14 protein-coding genes and 1 riboswitch are annotated in these 22,256 nt (G+C 73.0%); of the genes, 5 read left to right on the forward strand and 9 right to left on the reverse strand.

From position 1 onward, the window contains the following. The first annotated feature begins 179 nt into the window (after positions 1 to 179). Positions 180 to 4,142 carry a Pls/PosA family non-ribosomal peptide synthetase gene (locus tag OG730_RS35400; protein ID WP_327308065.1) on the forward strand — a complete coding sequence of 1,321 codons (3,963 nt, stop codon included), beginning with the start codon at positions 180 to 182 and terminating at the stop codon, positions 4,140 to 4,142. A gap of 88 nt (positions 4,143 to 4,230) precedes the next feature. Beyond that, positions 4,231 to 5,568, forward strand: coding sequence for a M1 family metallopeptidase (locus tag OG730_RS35405; RefSeq protein WP_327308066.1), 1,338 nt, complete (start codon positions 4,231 to 4,233; stop codon positions 5,566 to 5,568). A gap of 34 nt (positions 5,569 to 5,602) precedes the next feature. Here OG730_RS35405 and OG730_RS35410 read toward each other — a convergent pair whose 3' ends face one another. Beyond that, positions 5,603 to 6,265, reverse strand: coding sequence for a response regulator (locus OG730_RS35410; protein WP_327308067.1), 663 nt, complete (start codon positions 6,263 to 6,265; stop codon positions 5,603 to 5,605). Continuing rightward, positions 6,240 to 7,412 carry a sensor histidine kinase gene (locus OG730_RS35415; RefSeq protein WP_327308068.1) on the reverse strand — a complete coding sequence of 391 codons (1,173 nt, stop codon included), beginning with the start codon at positions 7,410 to 7,412 and terminating at the stop codon, positions 6,240 to 6,242. The genes OG730_RS35410 and OG730_RS35415 overlap by 26 nt, the downstream gene beginning before the upstream one ends. A 175-nt stretch (positions 7,413 to 7,587) precedes the next feature. On the opposite strand from OG730_RS35415, the gene OG730_RS35420 reads away from it, so the two are divergent. Further along, positions 7,588 to 9,852: an MMPL family transporter gene (locus tag OG730_RS35420; protein WP_327308069.1), complete on the forward strand. Its 2,265-nt coding sequence runs from the start codon at positions 7,588 to 7,590 to the stop codon at positions 9,850 to 9,852. A 193-nt stretch (positions 9,853 to 10,045) separates the two neighbouring features. Here the strand turns inward: OG730_RS35420 and OG730_RS35425 are convergent, their stop codons facing one another. From OG730_RS35425 to OG730_RS35440, 4 genes are all read right to left on the reverse strand, one after another. Further along, the gene (locus OG730_RS35425; protein ID WP_327308070.1) at positions 10,046 to 10,567 is read right to left on the reverse strand and encodes a hypothetical protein; all 522 of its coding nucleotides are present in this window, start codon (positions 10,565 to 10,567) and stop codon (positions 10,046 to 10,048) included. Next, positions 10,558 to 10,989, reverse strand: a complete 432-nt coding sequence (locus OG730_RS35430) for a hypothetical protein (protein ID WP_327308071.1) — start codon at positions 10,987 to 10,989, stop codon at positions 10,558 to 10,560. Before OG730_RS35430 ends, OG730_RS35425 begins: the two co-directional genes overlap by 10 nt. Positions 10,990 to 11,037: 48 nt before the next feature. Beyond that, complete coding sequence (locus OG730_RS35435; RefSeq protein WP_327308073.1) at positions 11,038 to 12,762, reverse strand: SulP family inorganic anion transporter; 1,725 nt, start codon at positions 12,760 to 12,762, stop codon at positions 11,038 to 11,040. Positions 12,763 to 12,885: 123 nt separating this feature from the next. Continuing rightward, on the reverse strand, positions 12,886 to 13,377 hold the full coding sequence (locus OG730_RS35440) for a DUF1269 domain-containing protein (RefSeq protein ID WP_327308074.1): 492 nt from the start codon (positions 13,375 to 13,377) through the stop codon (positions 12,886 to 12,888). Between the two features lie 326 nt (positions 13,378 to 13,703). Then, a riboswitch (cobalamin riboswitch) is annotated at positions 13,704 to 13,926 on the forward strand. Positions 13,927 to 14,100: 174 nt separating this feature from the next. On the opposite strand from OG730_RS35440, the gene metE reads away from it, so the two are divergent. Beyond that, positions 14,101 to 16,434, forward strand: coding sequence for a 5-methyltetrahydropteroyltriglutamate--homocysteine S-methyltransferase (metE, locus tag OG730_RS35445; protein ID WP_327308075.1), 2,334 nt, complete (start codon positions 14,101 to 14,103; stop codon positions 16,432 to 16,434). A 61-nt stretch (positions 16,435 to 16,495) separates the two neighbouring features. Here the strand turns inward: metE and OG730_RS35450 are convergent, their stop codons facing one another. Both OG730_RS35450 and OG730_RS35455 read right to left on the reverse strand, forming a co-directional pair. Continuing rightward, entirely contained in the window at positions 16,496 to 17,914 is a 1,419-nt protein-coding gene (locus OG730_RS35450; protein WP_327308076.1) for a nucleobase:cation symporter-2 family protein, read from the reverse strand. Between the two features lie 367 nt (positions 17,915 to 18,281). Beyond that, positions 18,282 to 19,001 (reverse strand): helix-turn-helix domain-containing protein, encoded by a 720-nt coding sequence (locus OG730_RS35455; protein WP_327308077.1) that lies wholly within the window; start codon positions 18,999 to 19,001, stop codon positions 18,282 to 18,284. Between the two features lie 375 nt (positions 19,002 to 19,376). Here OG730_RS35455 and OG730_RS35460 point away from each other — a divergent pair, with 375 nt between their 5' ends. Next, positions 19,377 to 20,897: a nucleobase:cation symporter-2 family protein gene (locus OG730_RS35460; RefSeq protein WP_327308078.1), complete on the forward strand. Its 1,521-nt coding sequence runs from the start codon at positions 19,377 to 19,379 to the stop codon at positions 20,895 to 20,897. On the opposite strand, the gene OG730_RS35465 is transcribed toward OG730_RS35460, so the two are convergent. Then, the gene (locus OG730_RS35465; protein ID WP_327308079.1) at positions 20,859 to 22,220 is read right to left on the reverse strand and encodes a DUF2254 family protein; all 1,362 of its coding nucleotides are present in this window, start codon (positions 22,218 to 22,220) and stop codon (positions 20,859 to 20,861) included. The two genes, OG730_RS35460 and OG730_RS35465, sit on opposite strands and share 39 nt — an antisense overlap. Positions 22,221 to 22,256: the final 36 nt, after the last annotated feature.

Below are 22,256 nucleotides of genomic sequence, written 5' to 3' on the forward strand. Positions count from 1 at the left end.
CCGGTCCGCGGCGCGCCTGCTTGTACCGTCCCTTCCCGGCCACGCGCAAGCCTTGAGACAGAAAATCCTCGATGTCGCACTAGACTGGCGGGTTGTTTGGCGCTGGACCGGAACAACCTGGGCAGACCCGGGCTCCGCCCGGCGACCCGGAGGCTTCCGGGAACACGACGCGAGGGCCGATGGCAGCCACACCAGAGCACGGTGAAGTCACTCTGCTCGACGACGGAACCGGGCTCGACGGGCTCGACGAAGGGGCCGCGCCCGACGCCGGGGACCGGGCCGCCGAGTCCGGCAAGCAGGCCCTGTTCACGGCCGGCCCCGCCGCCCCGACCCGTACCCTCGTCGACGTCTTCGAGGCCTCCGTACGGGACCACCCCGACGAGCTCGCCCTGGACGACGGAGCCACCCGGCTGACCTACCGGGCGCTCGCCGTCGAGGTGGAGCGGCGCCGGCGCGCCCTCGCGGCGGCCGGAGTGGGGCTGGGAGACCGGGTCGGGGTCCGGGTGCCGTCCGGCACCAACGAGCTGTACGCGGGCATCCTGGCCGTCCTCGCGGCGGGCGCCGCCTACGTGCCCGTGGACGCCGAGGACCCGGACGAGCGGGCCGACCTGGTCTTCGGCGAGGCCGGAGTACGGGCCGTGCTGGGCGCCGACCAGCGCATCGAGGTCGCCGCGCCGGGCAAGGGCCCCGCCCCCGCGAGCGCCCCCGCCGCCCGCCCCGGCCCCGAACACGACGCGTGGATCATCTTCACCTCCGGCTCCACCGGCAAGCCCAAGGGCGTCGCCGTCAGCCACCGCAGCGCCGCCGCCTTCGTGGACGCCGAGGCCGCGCTGTTCCTCACCGAGGAGCCCATCGGCCCCGGCGACCGGGTCATGGCCGGACTGTCCGTGGCCTTCGACGCCTCCTGCGAGGAGATGTGGCTGGCCTGGCGCTACGGCGCCTGCCTGGTCCCCGTCCCGCGCTCGCAGGTCCGTAGCGGCGCCGACCTCGGCCCCTGGCTGGCCGAGCAGGAGATCACCGTGGTCTCCACCGTGCCGACCCTGGCCGCCCTGTGGGAGCCCGAGGCGCTCAACGAGGTCCGGCTGCTGATCTTCGGCGGCGAGGCCTGCCCGCCCGAGCTCACCCAGCGCCTTGTCACCGAGGGCCGCGAGGTCTGGAACACCTACGGCCCCACCGAGGCCACCGTCGTCGCCTGCGCCTCCCTGCTGACCGGCGAGGAGCCGATCCGCATCGGCCTCCCGCTGAACGGCTGGGAACTGGCCGTCGTCGACGAATCCGGCGAACCGGTGCCCATGGGCGGCAGCGGCCAGCTCGTCATCGGCGGCGTCGGCCTGGCCCGCTACCTCGACCCCGCGAAGGACGCCGAGAAGTACGCCCCGCTGGAATCCCTCGGCTGGGAGCGCGCCTACCGCAGCGGCGACCTCGTCCGCGCGGAACCCGAGGGCCTGGTCTTCCTGGGCCGCGGCGACGAGCAGATCAAGCTCGGCGGCCGCCGGATCGAGCTGGGCGAGGTGGACGCCGCCCTCCAGGCCCTGCCCGGGGTCGCCGGCGCGGCCGCCGCCGTCCGCACGGCGCGCAGCGGCAACCAGCTCCTCGTCGGCTACCTGGTCACCCAGGACGGCTGGGACCACGCGGCGGCCGTGACGCGACTGCGCGCCGAGCTGCCCGCCGCCCTCGTCCCGCTGCTCGCGCCGGTGGAGGAGCTGCCCACCCGCACCTCCGGCAAAGTCGACCGGAACGCGCTGCCCTGGCCACTCCCGGAACTGGAGACCAGCGGACCCACCGAGCAGCTCTACGGGACCGAGGCCTGGCTCGCCGAGCAGTGGAGCGAGACCCTGGGCGTGACCGTCACCGGCGCCGCCGACGACTTCTTCGCGATCGGCGGCAGCAGCCTCGCCGCCGCCCAGCTCACCACCCGGCTGCGCACCCGCTACCCGAGCGCCGCCGTCGTCGACATCTACCAGCAGCCCACGCTGCGCAAGCTCGCCCGGCACCTGGAGAAGTCCGCACAGGACGACGGGGCGGTCCGGACCATCGCCCCCGTGCCGCGCCGGACCGAGGTCATCCAGTCCCTGCTGCTGATCCCGCTGTTCACCCTGGTCGGCCTGCGCTGGACCGTGGCGGTGCTCGCCCTGGGCAACGTCCTGCACTGGTTCGGGGCCTACCCGTGGGCGCCCGCCGCCTCCTGGTGGCTCGTCGCCGCCGGCGCCGCCCTCCTCTTCAGCCCGCCCGGCCGCCTCGCGATCGCCGCCGGCGGCGCCCGGCTGCTGCTGCGCGGGGTGAAGGCGGGGCGCCACCCGCGCGGCGGAAACGTTCACTTGCGGCTGTGGACGGCCGAGCGGCTGGCCGAGTACTCCGGCGCGACCTCGCTCACCGGCTCCTGGCTGGAGCGCTACGCACGGGCCCTGGGCGCCAAGATCGGCCCCGAGGTGGACCTGCACTCGCTGCCGCCCGTCACGGGGATGCTCAAACTCGGCCGCGGCTGCGCCGTGGAGTCCGAGGTGGACCTCTCCGGCCACTGGCTGGACGGGGACCGGCTGGAGATCGGCGCCGTCAAGGTCGGCGCGGGCGCCGTGGTCGGCACCCGCAGCATCCTCTTCCCCGGCGCCCGGGTCGGCAAGCGGGCCGAGGTGGCCCCCGGCTCCGCCGTCGTCGGCCAGATCCCGACCGGCCAGCGCTGGGCCGGAGCCCCCGCCGGCAAGCTCGGCAAGGCCAAGCGGAACTGGCCCAAGGAGCGCCCGCCGCGCGGCCTGCCCTGGCGCGCCGCCTACGGGGCGGCCGGCTTCTGCCTCACCTCCCTGCCCGTGCTCGCCGCCCTGCCCGCCCTCCTGGTGGCCGCCCGGTTCGTGCCCGCCGACGCCGGAGCGGGCCGGGCCCTGGCCGGAGCGCTGCTCGCCGTGGTGCCCGGGGCGCTCGCCTTCGGGTTCGCGTACGCGGCCCTGATCCTGGTCTCCGTACGCCTCCTCAGCCTCGGGCTGCGCACGGGCGTCCACCCCACGCACAGCAGGATCGGCTGGCAGGCCTGGACGGTCACCCAGCTGATGGACCTCTCCCGGGAAACCCTCTTCCCGCTGTACGCCGGGCTGATCACACCGGTGTGGCTGCGACTCCTCGGCATGAAGATCGGCCGGGGCGCCGAGGTCTCCACCGTGCTCGCGCTGCCGAGCCTCACCACCGTCGGCGAGGGCGCCTTCCTCGCCGACGACACCCTGACCGCCCCCTACGAGCTGGGCGGCGGCTGGCTGCGGATCGGACACTCCGAGATCGGCCGCCGGGCCTTCCTCGGCAACTCCGGCATGACCGCGCCGGGCCGCTCCGTGCCGGACGACGGGCTGGTCGGCGTCCTGTCCGCCACCCCGAAGAAGGCCAAGAAGGGCAGCTCCTACCTGGGCCTGCCGCCGGTCCGGCTGCCGCGGTCCACCGCGGACTCCGACCAGAGCCGGACCTACGATCCGCCCGCGCGGCTGCTGTGGGCGCGCGGGCTGGTGGAGCTGTGCCGGCTCGCCCCGGTGTTCTGCTCGGCCGCGCTCGGCGTCCTGACCGTGGCGGCGTTCTGCGCGCTGGCCGGGGCGGACGGGCCCGGCCCGTGGGTGACCGCGCTGCTGTCCGGCGCTGTCCTGCTCGCCGCCGGGGCCGCCGCGTGCGTGGTCTCGGCGGCCGCGAAGTGGCTGCTGGTCGGCCGGCACCGGACGGGCGAGCACCCGCTGTGGAGCGGCTTCGTGTGGCGCAACGAACTGGCCGACACCTTCGTCGAGGTGCTGGCCGTGCCCTGGCTCATCGGCTCGGTGCCCGGCACGCCGGTGCTGTCCCTGTGGCTGCGCGCACTCGGTGCCCGGATCGGCCGGGGCGTGTGGTGCGAGAGCTACTGGCTGCCCGAGACCGACCTGGTCACCCTGGGTGACGCGGTCAGCGTGAACCGGGGCTGCGTGTTGCAGACGCACCTCTTCCACGACCGGATCTTGAGGACGGATACTGTGGTCCTGCGTGAGGGCGCCACCCTGGGCCCGGGCGGAATCGTCCTGCCCGGGAGCACGGTCGGGGCCCGCAGCACTCTGGGTCCCGCCTCCCTCGTGATGGCCGGGGAATCCGTTCCCGCCGACACCCGCTGGCTGGGCAACCCGATCGAGTCGTGGCGGCCTTGAACGACGGGTCCGGGCGATCGGAAACGGGCGTCCGGACCGGGCGGCACCAGCACGTCGTACGAGCACAACGCAGGGAGCGGAAGCGGCAGTGAACGGCCAGAAGACAGCGGCATCGGACCCGTACTTTCCGGCCAACGGCGACCACCGTTACCGCGTGCACCGGTACGAACTCGCTCTGGAGTACCGGCCCGGCCCCAACCGGCTCGCCGGGACGGCCCGCCTCAGCGCGATCGCCGGGCGGGCGCCGCTCACCGAGTTCCACCTCAACCTGGCCGAGTTCAAAATAGGCCGCGTCCTGGTGAACGGCCGCGCTCCGCACTACAGCCACCGCGGCGGCAAACTCCGCGTCCGGCCGCCCAAGCCGCTGCCCGCCGGCGCCGCCTTCACCGTCGAGGTGCACTGGGCGGGCAACCCCACACCGGTGCGCAGCCCCTGGGGCGGGCTCGGCTGGGAGGAACTGACCGACGGCGCGCTGGTGGCCAGCCAGCCCGTCGGCGCGCCCTCCTGGTACCCGTGCAACGACCGGCCCGCGGACAAGGCCTCGTACCAGATCTCCGTAAACACCCCCTCCGCCTACACCGTCGTCGCGGGCGGCCGGCTGCTCACGCGCACGACCCGCGCCTCCACCACCACCTGGGTGTACGAGCAGCCCGCGCCGACCTCCACGTACCTGGTCGGCCTGTCCATCGGCATGTACCAGACGGTGCTGCTCGGCGATCCCGGGCTCGGCGGGGTCCCGCAGAGCGCCCACGTACCGGCGCACCTGCTGCCCCGTTTCTCCCGCGACTTCGCGCGGCAGCCCGCCATGATGCAGCTCTTCGAGGAGCTGTTCGGCCCCTACCCCTTCGGCGAGTACGCGGTGGTCGTCGCCGACGAGGAGCTGGACGTGCCGGTGGAGGCCCAGGGGCTCTCGCTGTTCGGCGCCAACCACGTGGACGGCGTACGCGGCTCCGAGCGGCTCATCGCCCACGAGCTCGCGCACCAGTGGTTCGGCAACAGCGTGACCATCGCCGACTGGCGGCACATCTGGCTCAACGAGGGCTTCGCGAAGTACGCGGAATGGCTCTGGTCGGAGCGCTCGGGCGGCCGCACCGCGCACGAACTGGCGGCCGCCGCACACCGCTTGCTGTCCGGGCAGCCCCAGGACCTCCTGCTGGCCGACCCGGGACGCAAGCTGATGTTCGACGACCGCCTCTACCAGCGCGGCGGCCTGGCCGTACACGCGATCCGCTGCGCACTGGGGGACGGCCCGTTCTTCCGCATGCTGCGGGAGTGGGCCACCGTGAACCGCCACGGCGTGGTCACCACGGCCGGCTTCACCGCGCACGCGGCCCGCTACGCGCACGAACCGCTGGAGGACCTCTTCGGGGCCTGGCTCGGCGAGCCGGCCCTCCCGCCGATGCCTTCGCGGGTCGGGGCGTCCTAGGGCGCGCGTAGGCGGACATGGCCCGGCAGCCGGCTCAGGTTCCGGGGAGGATGCGGCGCGTTTCGTAGGCCCACATCGCGATCTCGACCCTGTTGCGGGCGCCGAGTTTGGCCATCAGGCTGGCCAGATGCGTCTTCACCGTGCTGAGGCTGATGTGCAGTGCATCGGCGATCTCGGTGTTGGTCAGCCCGCGAGCGACGGCGAGGAGCACCTGCTCCTCGCGGGCGGTGACGGGGGAGACCGGCTGGGTCGCGGGCCGGCCTGCGGGGAGGTCCGCGAATGCCCGGAGCAGACGGACGGTGACGCTGGGCGCGATGAGCGCCTCACCGTCGGACGCCGACCGTACGGCCTGCGCCAGCAGGTCCGGTCCCGTGTCCTTGAGGAGGAATCCGCGGGCGCCGGCACGCAGTGAGCCGTAGACGTACTCGTCGAGGTCGAACGTGGTGATGACGACCACGGCCAGTGGGTCGGCGACGCCCGGGCCGGCGACCAGCCGGGTGGCCTCGAGCCCGTCGAGTACGGGCATGCGGATGTCGAACAGGCAGACGTCGGGGCGTAGTTCGCGGGCCAGGCGGACCGCTTCCCGCCCGTCGGCGGCCTCGCCGACCACCTCGATGCCGGGCTGGGCGTTCAACATGATCCGCAACCCGGTGCGGATGATCGTCTGGTCGTCAGCGACGAGGACGCGAATGGACACGGCTCCGGCTCCTCGCTCCCGGCAGTTCGGCTTCGACGTGCCAGCCCCGGTCGGTACCCGGGCCGGCTCGTAGTGTGCCGCCGAGCAGGGTCGCGCGCTCGCGCAGTCCGGTAAGTCCGTATCCGTCGCGACCCCGGCCGGTGCGCCGGCCGTTGTCGCGCACGCTCACCCGTACCGTGTGCCGCTCCGCGGCGACCCGAACGACGAGTTCGGTCGCGTCGATCGCATGGCGCAGCGCGTTGGTCACCGACTCCTGCACGATCCGGTAGACGGCCGCGTCCACGGCCGGGGGCAGCGCGTCCAGTTCGCCGTCGAGCCCCAGGTCGACCCTGAGGCGACCACCCGGGGTGCGCACCAGGCGCTCCAGATCCGCGACCCCGGCAGGGGGCGCCAGCTCGGCGCCGACCCCGCGGTCGCGCAGCGCGGCGACCATGGCGCGCATTTCCTCCAGCGTGCGGGCCCCCTCCTCCTCGATCCCCTCCAGCGCCTGGACGGCGGCGGACGGGTCGGTGCCCGCGAGCACCCGTCCCGCCTGGGCGATGATCACCATGGCCGACACGTGGTGGGCCACCGTGTCGTGCAGTTCCCGGGCGAGCTGCTCGCGCTCGCGGGAGCGCACCTGCTCCAACAGCCGCTCGCGAGCGGTCACCCGGAACCGCACGGCAGCCCCGACCACGCCGGGCAGCAGCAGGAAGACGAGGCCCACGGCCTTTTCGATGACCGGGGTCCCGTCCGTGACGACACACAGCGAGCCGGCCGCGAGGATCACCGCGCCGCCCAGCACGATCTCGCGTCCCGATCCCCACCGGGTCAGCGCGTACACCAGCACGAGCACGACCGCGCCGGTGTCCAGGCCGACGGGCTCGAGCGGTGCGGCGACGAGCGAGGCCACCGGAAGCAGGATCACCGAGCCGAACGCCAGCGTCACCATCGCCAGCGGGCGGGTCCGGCGCCACAGGGGCAGCAGGCACAGCCATACGGCGATCACCACCGCCACCGGCCGCCACACGACGTTCTCGCGCAGGCCGGCCTCCAGCGCCACACCGGCAAGGCCCGCGGCGAGCAACGCCCAGTCCCGCCGCACCCGGGCGGGCGGGTCGGGCGGCCGGGGTTCGGTCCACAGGGTTCGCAGGTCGTCTCGGAGCACGGTTCTCAGCCTAGGGACCGCGGCGCGGCGCGCATCGGCCGAAAGGACGGGTCGTCACTCCGCCCCGGGGCTGACGGATCCGCGGCCCGCGGGCCGATGCCGCGGAGCGCCGTGGCGACGAGTCTCGGCATCGGCGGCCGTACTAGGACGGCCGACGCGGTGGTTGGAGGACCCGATGCTCTCGAAAGCCCTGTCGCGCCTGGGCGCAAGCGCAGCCCGCCATCCCTGGCGGGTGATCGCGGCGTGGCTGATCGCCGCCACGCTCGCCGTCCTCGCCGCCGTCGCCTTCGGCGGGCGGACCGCGGACTCGATGACCGCTCCGGGGCTGGACTCCCAACGGGCCGCGGAACTGATCGAGCGGGCAGGCACCGGCCAGGAGGGGATGACCGCCCAAGTGGTCGTCACCCCCCTCGGCGGCGGTGCGACGTTCTTCGACGACGACGGTGCGCGCACCGCTCTCGCGCGGCTGCGGGCCGAGGTGAAGCGGCTGCCGCACGTGCTCGGCGCGAGCGACCCCGTGGGGGCGCTCGACGCGGGCGGCGACACCGCCGTGCGCGGCGGCCTGGTTTCGGCCGACGGGCGGATCGCTGTCGTCCGGGTGCAATACCCCGACCAGAGCCGGCTGTCGGCCGAAGACCTCGACGCCCTCGTCGATCTCGGCGACCGGCTGCGCGCCGAACTGCCCCTGCGCATCGAGATGGGCGGGAACCTCTTCTACGCCTTCTCCGACCCCGACGGCGGAGTGAGCGAGCTGATCGGCCTCCTCGCCGCGGCCGCGATCCTGTTCCTGGCGTTCGGTTCGCTCGTCGCCGCCGCGCTGCCGATCGGCATGGCGGTCTTCGGGCTGACCATCGGGGTCGCCACGATGACGCTACTGGCGGGGGTGACGGACGTCCCGACCTTCGCACCGGTGCTGGGCAGCATGGTCGGGCTCGGAGTGGGCATCGACTACGCCCTGTTCGTGCTCGCCAGGCACCGGGAGTACCTCGCGTGCGGGCTCGATCCGCAGGCGGCGGCCGGACGAGCGGTGGCAACGGCGGGTCGGCCGGTGGTCTTCGCCGGCGGCACCGTCGTCGTGTCGATCCTCGGCCTGGCTGTCGCGAACGTGCCGTTCATGACGGTGGGCGGGGTCGCCGTCTCGATCGTCGTCCTGACGATGGTGCTCGCGTCGGTGACGCTGCTGCCGGCCTTCCTCGGCGCGGCGGGCCCGCGCCTGGCCCGGGCCGGCCGGCTGGGCCGGGCGTGGCGGACCAGGAAGCCGGGCCGACTCGCACGGCGGCGGGACCCGGCGGCAGGCGCCGCCCACGCCGCCGGGTGGCGTCGCTGGATCGGGCACGTCAGCCGGCACCCCGTGCCGTACGCGGTTGGCGCGGCGGGGCTGCTGCTGACCGCGACGCTGCCCGTGCTCGGCCTGCGCGTCGGCCTGCCCGACGACGGCTCGATGCCCCGCGGCCGTACCGAGCGCCGCGCCTACGACCTCGTCGCCGAGGGGTTCGGCCCGGGCACCAACGGTCCCCTCGTCATCGCCGCGGACGCCGCCGGTGATCCGGGAGTGCTGGACCGGCTCGTCGGGGCGGTCGCGGCGGATCCGGGCATCGCGTCCGTCGCGCCGACGCACATCGATCGGGCCACCGGCATCGCGACCCTCGTGGTGTTCCCGACCACCAGCCCTCAGGACAAGGCCACGGCCGACACCATCGCCCGGCTGCGCACCGACGTGCTGCCCACGGCGATCGGGCACGGCCCGGCCAGGGCCCACGTCGGCGGCGCCACCGCGAGCCTGTCGGATGTGGGCCAACGCACCAGCCAACGCCTGCCGGTGTTCGTCGCCGCCGTGCTGGCGATGTCGTTCCTGCTGCTGATGCTGGTCTTCCGCTCGATACTCGTACCGCTCAAGGCGGTACTGCTGAACCTGCTGAGCATCGGTGCGTCCTACGGCATCATGGTCGCGGTCTTCCAGTGGGGCTGGGGAGGCGCACTCATCGGGCTCGAAGCGACGGTTCCGATCGTGTCGTTCATCCCGATGTTCCTCTTCGCCATCCTGTTCGGCCTGTCGATGGACTACGAGGTGTTCCTCCTCTCCCGCGTACGCGAGGAGTACCTGCGCACCGGCGACAACGGGACGGCGATCGTCGAGGGCGTCTCGCGCACCGCCCGGATCATCACCTCGGCCGCCCTCATCATGGTGGCGGTCTTCCTGTCCTTCGCCGTCGCCGAGGACCCCTCCACCAAAATGTTCGGGCTCGGCCTGGCCACCGCGATCTTCATCGACGCCACGGTCGTACGCATGGTGCTGGTTCCGGCGACCATGACCCTCCTCGGCCGGAGCAACTGGTGGCTGCCGAAGTGGCTGGACCGGATGCTTCCCGGCGGCCCGGCCGGCACCGACGGGGAATCCACGGGTGAGGCCCCCGCGTCCACGACTCGACGCGCGCCCTAGAGCCACCCCTTCTTCTTGACGAAGACGAAGGTCCCGGGCGAAGCGGCGAGGACGGTGCCGAGGCAGCTTGTTCGGGCGGTCCATTCCCCTCGGCCGGGTCGAAGGTCCCTTCCGGTGGGAGCGCGAAACGCCCCGCCCGGCCCGACGGGCCCTCGGGGGCGCGGGGGTCGGACGGGGCGTACGGCGGGGCGGGTCAGTACCTGAGCGCGGTGCCGAGGGAAGCGCGCACCTCGCCCGAGAGCTTGTGGGTGCTGCGCGCCGTCGCGTCCTTGGGCTGCCCGGCGGGCACGTCGGAGACGGTGACGACCACCGTGTCCAGCGGGTTGCCGGAGGCGTCCTTGTAATCGACCTGGACGGCGAAGGACTTCGTCGACGCGTCGGTGTTGCGGGCCGTGACGGTGACGGCCGACAGTCCGTCGCCGTCGGTGGTGACGCTGCCGAGCGTCACCGCGTCCTTGGCGTCGACACCGTCCTTGACCTCGTCCAGCTTCTTCTTCGCGGCCGCGGTGGCCGAGTCGAACGCGTCGGCGGCCTGCGACTGGGCCGAGGCGGCGGCCGAGGCCGCCTTGGACACCCCGCTCGACACGTCGCCGTCCGAATCGGAGCAGCCGGCCGTGGTGGTGAGTACCGCCACGGCGAGCAGGGCGCCGCAGGCGCCGCGGATCGCCTTCTTGTGGTGCGCGCGGGTCTTGTGGTGCACGGGGGTCAGGGGCATGTGACGCCGACCTGGGCCGCGACGAGGGTCTCGTCGAACTTCTGGATCTGGGGCTTCAGCTGGGTCAGGGCCTCGGATCCGGTGGTGTCGCCGGGCAGGTTCCCGAAGCCGGACTTGAGGTCGCCGACGGCGGTGCCCACCGCCGACTTCTTCGCGGCTTCCAGGTCCTTCAGGGAGGAGGAGACGTTGTCCCAGTCCTTCTGGACCGCGTCGACGGCGTCCTTTACCTGGTCCTTCGTCGCGGAAGCCGGGTCCAGGGCCGCCAGTTTGGCCTGGTCGGCCTTCAGGGTGGACAGACCGGTGCAGAGCTCCGAGGCGGCCTGGGTCGCCTGCGCCTTGGGGCTCGGGTCGTCCGAGGAACAGGACGTGAGGAACAGGGCCGCGGCCGCGCCCAGGGCCGCGGTGATCGGGAGACGCTTCATGGAAATCCTTCCCCTTTCGGAACTTCTGGTCAAAACCTGACATACAAACTAATGAGCTGCATCCGGGGGGAGTTCGGGCAGCCGGCTCCCGGCGGCCGATACCGCCTCGTCCACGGTGCGGTGTATCCCGTGCGCGGCCAGGTGATCGCCCAGCGGATGGCGGGAGAGTTCGGCGGCGGCCGGTGAGCGCAGCCGGGCCAGGTGCAGGGCGACGCCCCGCCGGTCGAGTTCCTCGCGGAGTTCCTCCAGGGTGTCCAGGACGGGAACGCCGAGCTGGTAGCAGGCGGTGAGGTCCAGGACCACGGCCCGGGGCGCCACCGGGGCGCCGCGCGTCTGCTCCAGTACGGCCAGCCGCACCCGGTCCACGTTGCCGAAGAAGAGGCTGCCGTCGGGGCGCAGGACGAGTACGGCGGGGTCGGTGGCGGCGTCCTGGTGTCCGGCGGTGTCGCCGTACAGCCGGGTCCCGGGCAGTCGGCCGAGGAGGGCGACGTTGCGCCGGCCGGCCGCGCCGATGAACAGCACGAGGGAGAGCGCGACGGCGAGCAGCAGCCCGGGCAGCAGGTCGAAGAGGAGCACGCCGAACAGGGAGGTGAGCGCGACCAGAAGGCTGCGCCGGTCCAGGCGGAAGTAGCGGCGCAGCTCCCCGACCCGCAGGAAGCCGCGTACGGCGAAGATGACGATGGCCCCGAGGACCGGCTCGGGCAGGTCCGTGAACAGCGGGGTGAGGAAGGCGCCGGTCAGCAGGATCAGCCCCGCCGCGATCAGCGAGACCATCGGGGTCCGGCCGCCCGCTCCGGCCGCGGCCGCGCTGCGCGAGGCGCTGCCGGAGACGACGAAGCCGCGGAAGAACCCGACGGCGATGTTGGCGAAGCCGATGGCGGCCATCTCCCGGTCGGCGTCCACCTCCTGGCCGTGTTCCCGGGCGAAGCGGTTGGCGATGCTGAAGGCCTCGGCGAAGACGACCAGGGCCACGCCCAGGGCGCCGCCGAACAGTGCGATCCAGTCGGCGGCCGGGATCCCCGGCAGGTGGGGGACCGGGATGGCCGAGGGGATGTGGCCGACGGTGTCGACGCCGTGGCCTTCGAGGTCGAGGGCCGCCGACAGGAGGAGGGCTGCCACCAGGACGATCAGGGAGGCGGGCAGGCGCGGGAAGAAGCGCTCCAGCAGGAACAGCACGGCGAGCGCGCCCGCCCCGACGGCCAGCGTGACCAGGGACCAGTGCGGGGCTCCGGACAGGACGGTCCACAGCCGCTCGAAGAAGTCGCCGTCACCGCCGGACACGCCGACGAGCTTGGCGGCCTGCCGGACGACGATGGTCAGCGCCATCCCGAACAGGAAGCCCACCAGGGCCGGTTCGGCGAGGAATGCGGTGAGGAACCCGAGCCGGGCCAGCCCTGCCGCCAGCAGCACCGCGCCCACGATCACCGACAGGGCGGCCGACAGCCCCACGGCGTCCCCGGGGGCTGCGCTGACGGTCGAGACGGTGGCGGCCGACAGCACGGCCGCGGCCGAAGTGGCCCCGATGAGGAGAAAGTTGGAGCGGCCCAGCAGGGCGTATACGAGCAGGGCCACCGGGGCCGCGTAGAAGGCGTTCTGCGGGGGAACCCCGGCGATCTGCGCGTAGGCCACGCACTCGGGCACGATCAGCGCCCACGCGGTGAGGGCCCCCAGCGTGTCGCCCCGCAGCAGCCTGGCGCGGTAGCGGCGCAGCCAGGGGGCCACGAGGCCCGCCGCGGTCCTGTTCTCGGGTCCTGCCGTCCGCGGAACGCTCACCGCTCGGGCCCCTTCCTCAGCTCGGCGATAATCCCGCACGGGGCGGCGGTCGCGCCGCCGCGGCCCGCGACCGGGGGAGGGCCCCCGGTCCCGAGCCGCGGCGGTGTCTCGATGGGTGCCCGCTCAGGCCGCGAAGACCTCGCGGAGCTGCTGCTCCTGCGTGCCGGAGAGGTTGGAGCGGATCAGCTGGGCCTGTCCGCCCGGGAAGGCGCCGCGGACCCGCTCGACCACGGCGTCGGAGGAGAGCAGGAACAGCGCGGAGGTTCCGGGCTTCACCTCGGACTTCACCTCGTCGATGAACTGGTCGTCGATGCCCACGTCGGAGAGGGATCCGCCGATGGCCCCGGCCGCCGCGCCCACGGCGGCGCCCAGCAGCGGCACGAAGAACAGGAGCCCGAAGAGCATGCCCCAGAAGGTGCCGGAGAGCGCGCCCGCTCCCGTGAGGCTGTTCAGCTGCTGGGTCTTCGGCTTCTTGGCCTCTTCGTGCCAGGTGACGACGGCCGCGTCGTGCACCTGTATGAGCTGTTCCTTCTGCAGGGCGAGCAGGGCGGACTCCGCCTGCTTCGCTCCCTCGGGAGTGGGGAACTTCCAGACGGTGAGAGTCGTGGATGCCACGTAACGCTCCAGTTCATGGACGGTGTTGCCGGCGTCCAGTACAACCCATAATCAGACAATTCGCCACAATTCTTCTCAGGTGACTTGCTGTCACCTGTCGAGTCGTCAGAGTGATTCGCCCGTACCCGGCTGTCCGGTGGGACGGATCCGCCCCAGCCGCCGGCCGGCCGCCGACCACGCCGGCGCCGAGGCCGTCGCCGCGGACGACGTGGGTCGAGCACCGCGAGCGGGAGAAGTAGCCGGTCACGACGGGAGACGCCCTCCCCGTGTCTCATTTCACCGTCCGGCATGTGCGAAGTCGCGCTCGTTCCCCGGTCGGTCGATCTAGTGTGGGCCGCGCAGCTGGTTCGCCCCCGTCCGCCAGGCGGGAGGCGTCGTAAGAGGGAACCCGGTGGGAATCCGGGACTGCCCCGCAGCGGTGAGTGGGAACGACCGCCGTCATACGCACTGGGACCGCAAACGGTCCTGGGAAGCGACGGCCAGTAGGTGCGGACCTTGGTGGTCCGCGCGCCCGCGAGTCCGAAGACCTGCCCGTTGCCCGTGCGCGATCGACCGCGCGCGGTTTCCCGGTGACCTCGTGGGCGGGTCGGCGTGCACCTCGGGCGGACCCCTCCGTCGCGTACCCAGCCGTACGCGACCCCGGCGGCCCCGCCCGTTCCGGCACCCTTCGCGTCCGCGACCCGTCACCGGGTTCATGGAGACACGCTCGCGAAGGAGAGTTCCGTGACCAACGAGTCCGCAGCCGAGTCCGCAGCCGAGCCCGTACGGGCCACCGTGTACGGCTACCCCCGCCAGGGACGGAACCGGGAACTGAAGAAGGCGATCGAGGGCTACTGGAAGGGCCGCGTCACCGCCGAAGTCCTCCGGGAGACCGCCCGCGACCTGCGCCGGGCCAACTGGGCCCAGCTCGCCGAGGCCGGCATCACCGAGGTTCCGACCGGCGACTTCTCGTACTACGACCACGTCCTGGACACCACGGTCATGGTCGGCGCGATCCCCGACCGCCACCGGGCCGCCGTCGCGGCGGACGCCCTGGACGGCTACTTCGCGATGGCCCGCGGCACGCAGGACGTGGCACCGCTCGAGATGACCAAGTGGTTCGACACCAACTACCACTACCTGGTCCCCGAACTCGGGCCCGACACCGTGTTCACCGCCGAACCGGCCCGACAGGTGGCGGAGTTGAAGGAGGCCCTGGCCCTCGGCCACACCGCCCGCCCGGTCCTGGTCGGACCGGTGACCTACCTCCTCCTCGCCAAGCCCGCACCCGGAGTGGCTCCCGGCTTCGACCCGCTCGCCCTGCTCGACCGGCTGCTGCCCGTCTACGCGCGCGTCCTCGCGGAACTGCGCGCCGCGGGCGCCGCATGGGTCCAGCTCGACGAGCCAGCCCTGGTCCAGGACCGCACCCCGGCCGAACTGAACGCGGCGGCCCGCGCCTACCGCGAGCTCGGCGGCCTCACCGAGCGCCCCAAGCTGCTCGTCGCCTCCTACTTCGACCGGCTCGGCGAAGCCCTGCCCGTCCTGGCGAAGGCGCCCGTGGAGGGCCTCGCCCTCGACTTCACCGACCGGGCCGCCGCCAACCTCGAGGACCTCGCCGCGGTCGGCGGCATCCCCGGCAAGCGACTGGTCGCGGGCGTGGTCGGAGGCCGCAACATCTGGATCAACGACTACCAGGAGTCGCTGACCACCCTCGGAACCCTGCTCGGCCTCGCCGACCGGGTCGACGTGGCCGCCTCCTGCTCCCTGCTGCACGTCCCGCTCGACTCCGACGCCGAGCGCGACATCGATCCGCAGATCCACCGCTGGCTCGCCTTCGCCCGCCAGAAGACCACCGAGATCAGCACCCTGGCCCGGGGCCTCGCCCGCGGCACCGAGGCGATCGCGGCCGAACTCGCCGCCAACCGGGCCGACCTGGCCTCCCGCGCCGCCTCCCGGATCACCCACGACCCGGCGGTCCGCGCCCGCACCGCGGCGATCACCGAAGCCGACGGCCGCCGCGCCCAGTCCTACACCGAACGGGCCGCCGCGCAGCGCGCCCACCTGGGCCTGCCGCTGCTCCCCACCACGACCATCGGCTCCTTCCCGCAGACCACCGAACTGCGCACCGCCCGCGCCGACCTGCGCGCCGGACGCATCGGCACCGCGGCCTACGAGGACCGCATCCGGGCCGAGATCCGCGAGGTCGTCTCCTTCCAGGAGAAGACGGGCCTCGACGTGCTCGTGCACGGGGAGCCCGAACGGGGCGACATGGTCCAGTACTTCGCCGAGCAGCTGACCGGCTACCTCGCGACCCAGCACGGCTGGGTCCAGTCGTACGGCACCCGCTACGTCCGCCCGCCCGTCCTCGCCGGGGACGTCTCCCGCCCCGACCCGATGACCGTCCGCTGGACCACGTACGCCCAGCGGCAGACGGCCAAGCCCGTCAAGGGCATGCTCACCGGTCCCGTGACCATGCTCGCCTGGTCCTTCGTACGCGACGACCAGCCCCTCCGCGAGACCGCGCGCCAGGTCGGACTCGCCCTGCGCGACGAGGTCGAGGACCTCGAAGCGGCCGGCACGTCCATCATCCAGGTCGACGAGCCCGCCCTGCGCGAAACCCTGCCGCTGCGCGCCGCCGACCACGCCGAGTACCTGGCGTGGGCCACGGAATCCTTCCGCCTCACCACCAGCGGCGTCCGGCCGGACACCCAGATCCACACGCACATGTGCTACGCGGAGTTCGGGGACATCGTCGGGGCCATCGAGAGCCTGGATGCCGACGTCATCAGCCTGGAGGCGGCCCGCTCGCACATGCGGGTCGCCGACGAGCTCGCCGGCGCGGGCTACCCGCGCGAGGTCGGCCCCGGGGTCTGGGACATCCACTCCCCGCGCATCCCCTCGGCCTCGGAAGCGGCTGCCCTGCTGCGCAAGGGACTTGGGGCGATCCCCGCCGAACGGCTCTGGGCCAACCCCGACTGCGGCCTGAAGACCCGCGGCTGGCCGGAGACGAGGGCCTCCCTGGAGAACCTCGTCGAGGCGGCCCGCCGGGTGCGCTCGGAGAACCCGCCCAGGGCCTGATCCCCAACAGGACGGCGGGCACGCGGAGTTCCCGTGTGCCCGCCGCCTTCCTGCCGGTGCGTCAGTGCACGGACCCGGCGGAAGCGGGCTCCCTTTCCGGGGCGTCGTCCCCATCGGTGCGGCCGATGTGGTTGAAGGCGAGGTTGAGCAGCACCGCGGCGACGCAGCCGGTGCTGATTCCGGAGTCGAGGATGATGCGCATGCTCTCCGGGAAGCCGTGGTAGAAGCTCTCGCTGGCCATGGGGATCACGCCGACGCCGAGGCTGATGGCCACGATGAGGACGTTGTCACCGCGCTCGAGCCCGGCCTGGGCGAGGGTCTGGATGCCGCTGGCGGCCACGGTGCCGAACAGGGCGAGGCCGACGCCGCCGAGAACGGGCTGCGGCACCAGGGAGACGACCGAAGCGAGGAACGGGCACAGGCCCAGCAGGATGAGGATGCCGCCGCTCGCGGCCACGACGTAGCGGCTGCGGACCTTGGTGATGGCGACCAGGCCGACGTTCTGCGCGAAGGCGCTGGCGGCGAAGCCGTTGAAGAGGGGGCTCAGCGCGGTGCCCAGGCCGTCCGCGCGCAGCGCCGCGGCGAGGGTCTTCTCGTCCGCGGGCTTGTCGACGATCTGACCGAGGGCGATGACGTCGGCGGTGCTCTCGGTCATGGAGACGACCATCACGATCATCATGGAGACGATCGCGGCGACGGCGAACTGCGGGGCGCCGAAGTGGAAGGGCGTGGGGAAGCCGATCACGTCGGCGTCGGCCACGGCGCTGAAGTCGGCGAGGCCCAGGGGCAGGGCGATCAGGGTGCCGGCGACGAGGCCGAGCAGGATGGATATCTGCTTGAGGAATCCGCGCAGGACCCTGCGGAGCACCACGGTGATCAGCAGGGTCACCGCGGCGAGGGCGATGTGCTCGACGTCTCCGTAGTCCGGGGCCTGCGGGTTGCCGCCCTGGGCCCAGTTGAAGGCGACGGGCAGGAGGGACAGGCCGATCAGCGTGATCACGGTGCCGGTGACGACGGGCGGGAAGAACCGGATGAGTTTGCAGAACCAGGGGGCGAGCAGGAAGCCGAACACCCCGGCCACGATCACGGCGCCGTAGATCACGGGCAGCGCGTCCTCGGGTCCCTCGGCCTTGGCGATGGCGAGCATCGGGGCCACGCCGGCGAAGGAGACGCCGTTGACGAAGGGGAGGCGCGCGCCGATGTTCCAGAAGCCGAGCGTCTGCAGCAGGGTGGCGATGCCGGCGGCGAAGAGGCTGGCGCTCATCAGGAACGCGATCTCGCCCTGGCTCAGCCCCACACCGATGCCGACGACCAGGGGCGGGGCGACGACTCCGGCGTACATGGCCGCCACGTGCTGGAGGCCGGCGCCGAGGAGCTTCCCGAAGGGCAGGGTCTGGTCGACGGGATGCTTCGCGGCGGGCGCCGCGTCCGGGTCCGGGGCGGGTGCCGGGGTGGGGCTGGGGGCGGCGGTGGACGACATGGAAGGACCTCCAGGACTGCTGTGGCACGGCGGTCGCCGGGGGAGGGGCGCGCTGGGGCGCGGCCTGTGCCTCGGGGGGCCGTGTGGACTGGTGCGAGGACGCAGTCGAGCGGGCGGCAGAAGGGCCCGGGGGCATGGAGGTGCCCTGAGGTGACGGGGAACGGAAGAGTTGCCCGAACCGGGGTGCCGTGGGGTGAGCGAGCCCCGACGGCCCTGCCGAAGACTGCATGAACGGATCGTCCACGATGCGGAAAGCAGTTTCCGTATGGCTGGGTGGCTCTAGTGCCTCACGCCGAGGGGGTCGTGTCAAGACCCGGGATCGAGGAGGCGGGGGGAGTGGGCGGGAGGGGGTGGGAGGGAGGCGGGATCAGGCCGCCGGCACCCGCAGTCGCTGCCACAGCTGTTCGTCGATCCGGTCGAGGAAGGCCAGGGCCTCGCGCTCGACGGTTTCGGCGGCGGAGCCGGTCCTGCCGTGGTTGTCGATCCGCTGGTACTCCCGGTGGAGCTGCTCCAGGGCGCGGTGGATCTCCGCCGGTTCCACGGGTGCGATCTTCGCGACGGGGCCCACGTAGTTCGGCCACCACCCGGTGACCGCCTCGCGCAGCAGTACGCGCAACTGCCCCGTCCTGCCGCACGCCGTGACGAAGCAGGCGGGCGGCGGCCGGAGCACCTCGAACAGCGCCTGGGTCTGCCGTCCCGACCCGCGCCAGCGATTGCGCCGTTCCGCTTCGGCGTACCGGTCGCGCGTCATGCCGACCCCCACGGCCGCCTGCTCCACCGTCAGCCCGAGCAGCGTCCGGCACTGCAGGAGCGTGGCCGGTTCGCCGAGCAGTTCGCCCGGTGAGCACCACAACGCGGCCGCCAGCGCCTTGATCTGATGGCCCGTCGGTACCTCCGTGCCCTGTTCCCAGGCCAGCAGCGTGTCGGGGTGGAACGGGTGTCCTTGGAAGGCCGATACGGCCCAGGCGACCTGGCCGGGCGTGAGTCCGAGCCGCTCGCGCACGCCGACGGCGCGGCGCGGGTCCAGCGGGGGGTAGGGGGACATTTCGCCCGCGGAGGGGCTGTGGAGATCGTCTTGGGAGGGCATAGCCGCACACCGTAGGGCGAGGGGGCGCCCCCGCCAAGGCCCGGGAACCCGGCGGCTGCCCGGGGCGGGGGTCCGTGTACGCCGAAAGGGCGTGGTCAACGGCGATTGTGCGTACGTCCAAAGAATCGGAGGAATCGATTCGCCGCCCTGGAGGAGTTGACGGCCGGGGGGTCGGTTCGTAGGGTCGCTGTCGTCCACAGTGGAAAGTAAATTCCGCGATGAGGAATCGGGTCGTTCTCCGTACCCCGGAAACCGGCACGATTTCCGTATCCCTCCGGGCAAGTCCGTCCACTTGTCCGGCTCTTCCGGCCGTGCTTCGCCCCCGACCTTCCCCGCCGCCCGCCGGCCGGGAGGTCTCTCGGAGGGACTCTCCCCTTGCGCTCCCGTACGCCCTTCCCGCCCGAACGCTCCACCCCGCCCGACCCGCTCCACCCGTACGGACGGACCGCCCCGCCCGCCCCGCCCGGGCCGTCCTCTCCGTCCTCCCCGTCCGCCCCCGCCCATCCCGCCGACGAAGTGCTGCCCATGCGGCGTATGGTCCCCGCTGCCCTGCAGCACGTGGCCAGCATGTACGCGGGCCTCGCGGCGCCTCCGCTGATCATCGGCGGCGCCCTGGGGCTGACCGCCGCCCAGCTCACCGCCCTCCTCGCCGCGAGCCTGGTGGTCGCGGGCCTGACCACCGTCGCCCAGACGTTCCGCTTCTGGGGCGTGGGGGCCGGACTGCCCGTCACCAACGGCGTCTCCTTCGCCGTGGTGTCACCGCTCCTGGCCGCCTCCGTCTCACGGGGGCAGGACGCCCTGGCCCTGGTGTTCGGCGCCACCCTCGTCGCCGGGACCGTCTGCTTCCTCCTCGCGCCGGCCTTCTGCCGGCTCCTGCGCTTCTTCCCGCCCGTCGTGAGCGGCTCCGTCATCACGCTGGTCGGCCTCTCGCTGCTGCCGGTGGCCGGGGAATGGGCCCGGGGCGGCGACCCGGAGTCCTCCGGCTACGGCTCGCCGTCCAACCTCGCGCTGGCCGCCGGAACCCTCGCCTTCACGCTCCTGCTCCACCGGCTGCTCAGCGGACGCTTCCTGCAGCGGGTGGCCATCCTGCTCGGACTCGTCGCCGGCACGGCCGCCGCGGCGGCGATGGGCAAGGTCGATTTCCAACCGCTGTCCCAGGCGCCGCTGTTCGCGTTCCCGGAACCCTTCGCCTTCGGCGCACCGCAGTTCGAGGTGCCGGTCATCGCCACCATGCTCGTCATCATGCTGGTCTCCATGACGGAGTCCACCGCCGCCCTGATCGCGGTGGGATCGGTCGTCGACCGCCCGGTCGACGCCCGCGTCATCGCGGGCAGCCTGCGCGCCCAGGGGCTGGGCACCGCACTCGGCGGCGCCCTGGGAGCCTTCGTGAGCACCGCCTACGCGCAGAACGTGGGCCTGGTCGCGATCAGTCGCATCCGCAGCCGGTACGCGGTCACCCTGTGCGGAGCCATCCTGGTCCTCATGGGCCTGGTGCCGGTCCTGGGCTCGCTCGTCGCGCTCGTGCCGCTGCCCGTACTCGGCGGGGCGGCGGTCGTCTTCTTCGGCTCGATCACCGTCGCCGGGATCCGGACCCTGACCAAGGCCTCCCTGGCCACCGGGCACAACGGCATCATCGTGTCCGTCGCCCTCGCCTTCGGCCTCTTCCCCGTCGCGTCGGCCGACTTCTACGAACGGCTCCCCGCGCCCGTCGCCATGGTGCTCGGGTCGGGCATCACGGCGGGCTGCCTCGTCGCCGTCCTCCTCAACCTGCTCCTGAACCACTTCGGACGGGGCAGCGAGGCCAACGAGAGCCACGTGCCCACCGCCCAGGTCGATGCCTTCGACGGGATGGGCGGCTCACGCGCGGCCGGGGGAGGGGCTGTTCGGTTCCGCTGACGGCGCGTCCGGTCCCGCTGCCGACGGCGCTCCCCGTCCCGCTGCTGACGGCACCCCGGCACCGGCCCAGAGCAGCGGATACCTCTCCCGGCCCGTCCGGTCCACCCACTGGAGGCGCTCCCGTACGACCTCGCGCCGGCTCTCCGGGATCCGCTCCGCGAGCCGGTCCAGCAGGTCGTGCATCCTGCGCAGGGCCATCGGGGAACCGGCGGCGGAGAAGAGGAGGTCGTCGACGGCCGTGCGGACGTACCGCTCCCAGTCCGGCACCGGGATCGTCACCCGCAACCGGCCGTCCTCGCCGGTGAACCGGCCGATGCCCAGGTCGTGGCCGGAGAGCCGGGTCAGCAGGTCCTCGAGGCGGTCCAGGCTGTCCGCCGCCGTGGCCGGGTCGTTGATCGCCGGGGAGAGCGCGCGCAGGGCGATGTCGGCGAGGAGCCTGAAGGGCAGATCGGGGTCCTGGTCGAAGGTGCGCTCGACCCCGGTCTCCAGAGCGTCGCGCAGAGCCGCCTCGGACAGCTCGCCGCCGGTCACCTCCGCGAGCGTCACGCCCCGGGACACGGTCGCTCCCGGGGCGACGAGGAAGGCGAGGGAGCAGTCGTGCCGCTCGGCCAGACCGACCAGGGCGCGTACGTCCATCCGCTGCACCACCACCGCCGGGCCGGACCACCGTACGGCGGTGGTGCCTGCGCCCGGGGGCGGTTCGGGCGCGGCCGTCGCCGCGGCCGTCGCCGCTTCCGGGTCGTACGGCCTGACGTACAGCTCGTCGAACAGCCGGTGCGCGCGGGTGGCGATCGCGGTCAGGGAATGACCGAGCTGGATCGAGTGGAAGGCCCTCGTCTGCAGGGTCCGCATGAGGGTGAGCGCGATCAGGGTGAGCACCATGGCGGTACCCGGAACGAGGGTCGAGACGGCCGTCCGGCGGGCACCGATGGCCAGGCCCGAGGTGATGCTGAAGACGAACACGCCGACGGTGAAGGCGAAGGTGCGCCACACGATCGGGTCGTCCCGGAAGAGGCCGAGGCGTGGGGTGAAGGTGCTGGCGGAGAACTGGATCACCAGGAACAGCATCGAGTAGATGATGCTCACCAGGCTGATGACACCGAACCCGAGGGTGAACAGGAGCGTCACCACGGGCCCGGCGTCCACCTCGGGTCCCAGCGAGAACCTGGGGAGGGCCACCCCCAGGGCCAATCCGCCGACCGCGCAGACGAGCTGGGCCAGATCCCTGCGCATCGCGCGCGGGGGAGGGCGGAAGATCGCACGCCGCCCGTGGCGGCGTTCCCGGGTGCGGAGCCGTGCGGGGTCGTCGGCCGAGCCGGACATCCAGCCTCCTCCAGGTCCCGGTGAACGCACCGCTCC

It is taken from the genome of Streptomyces sp. NBC_01298, from assembly GCF_035978755.1.
Lineage (GTDB): Bacteria > Actinomycetota > Actinomycetes > Streptomycetales > Streptomycetaceae > Streptomyces.

Coding starts and splice junctions, on each gene's coding strand:
- OG730_RS35400 (WP_327308065.1), top strand. CDS start 180: ATGGCAGCCACACCAGAGCACGGTGAAGTCACTCTGCTCGACGACGGA.
- OG730_RS35420 (WP_327308069.1), top strand. CDS start 7,588: ATGCTCTCGAAAGCCCTGTCGCGCCTGGGCGCAAGCGCAGCCCGCCAT.
- OG730_RS35425 (WP_327308070.1), bottom strand. CDS start 10,567: ATGCCCCTGACCCCCGTGCACCACAAGACCCGCGCGCACCACAAGAAG.
- OG730_RS35430 (WP_327308071.1), bottom strand. CDS start 10,989: ATGAAGCGTCTCCCGATCACCGCGGCCCTGGGCGCGGCCGCGGCCCTG.
- OG730_RS35450 (WP_327308076.1), bottom strand. CDS start 17,914: ATGTCGTCCACCGCCGCCCCCAGCCCCACCCCGGCACCCGCCCCGGAC.
- OG730_RS35455 (WP_327308077.1), bottom strand. CDS start 19,001: ATGCCCTCCCAAGACGATCTCCACAGCCCCTCCGCGGGCGAAATGTCC.
- OG730_RS35465 (WP_327308079.1), bottom strand. CDS start 22,220: ATGTCCGGCTCGGCCGACGACCCCGCACGGCTCCGCACCCGGGAACGC.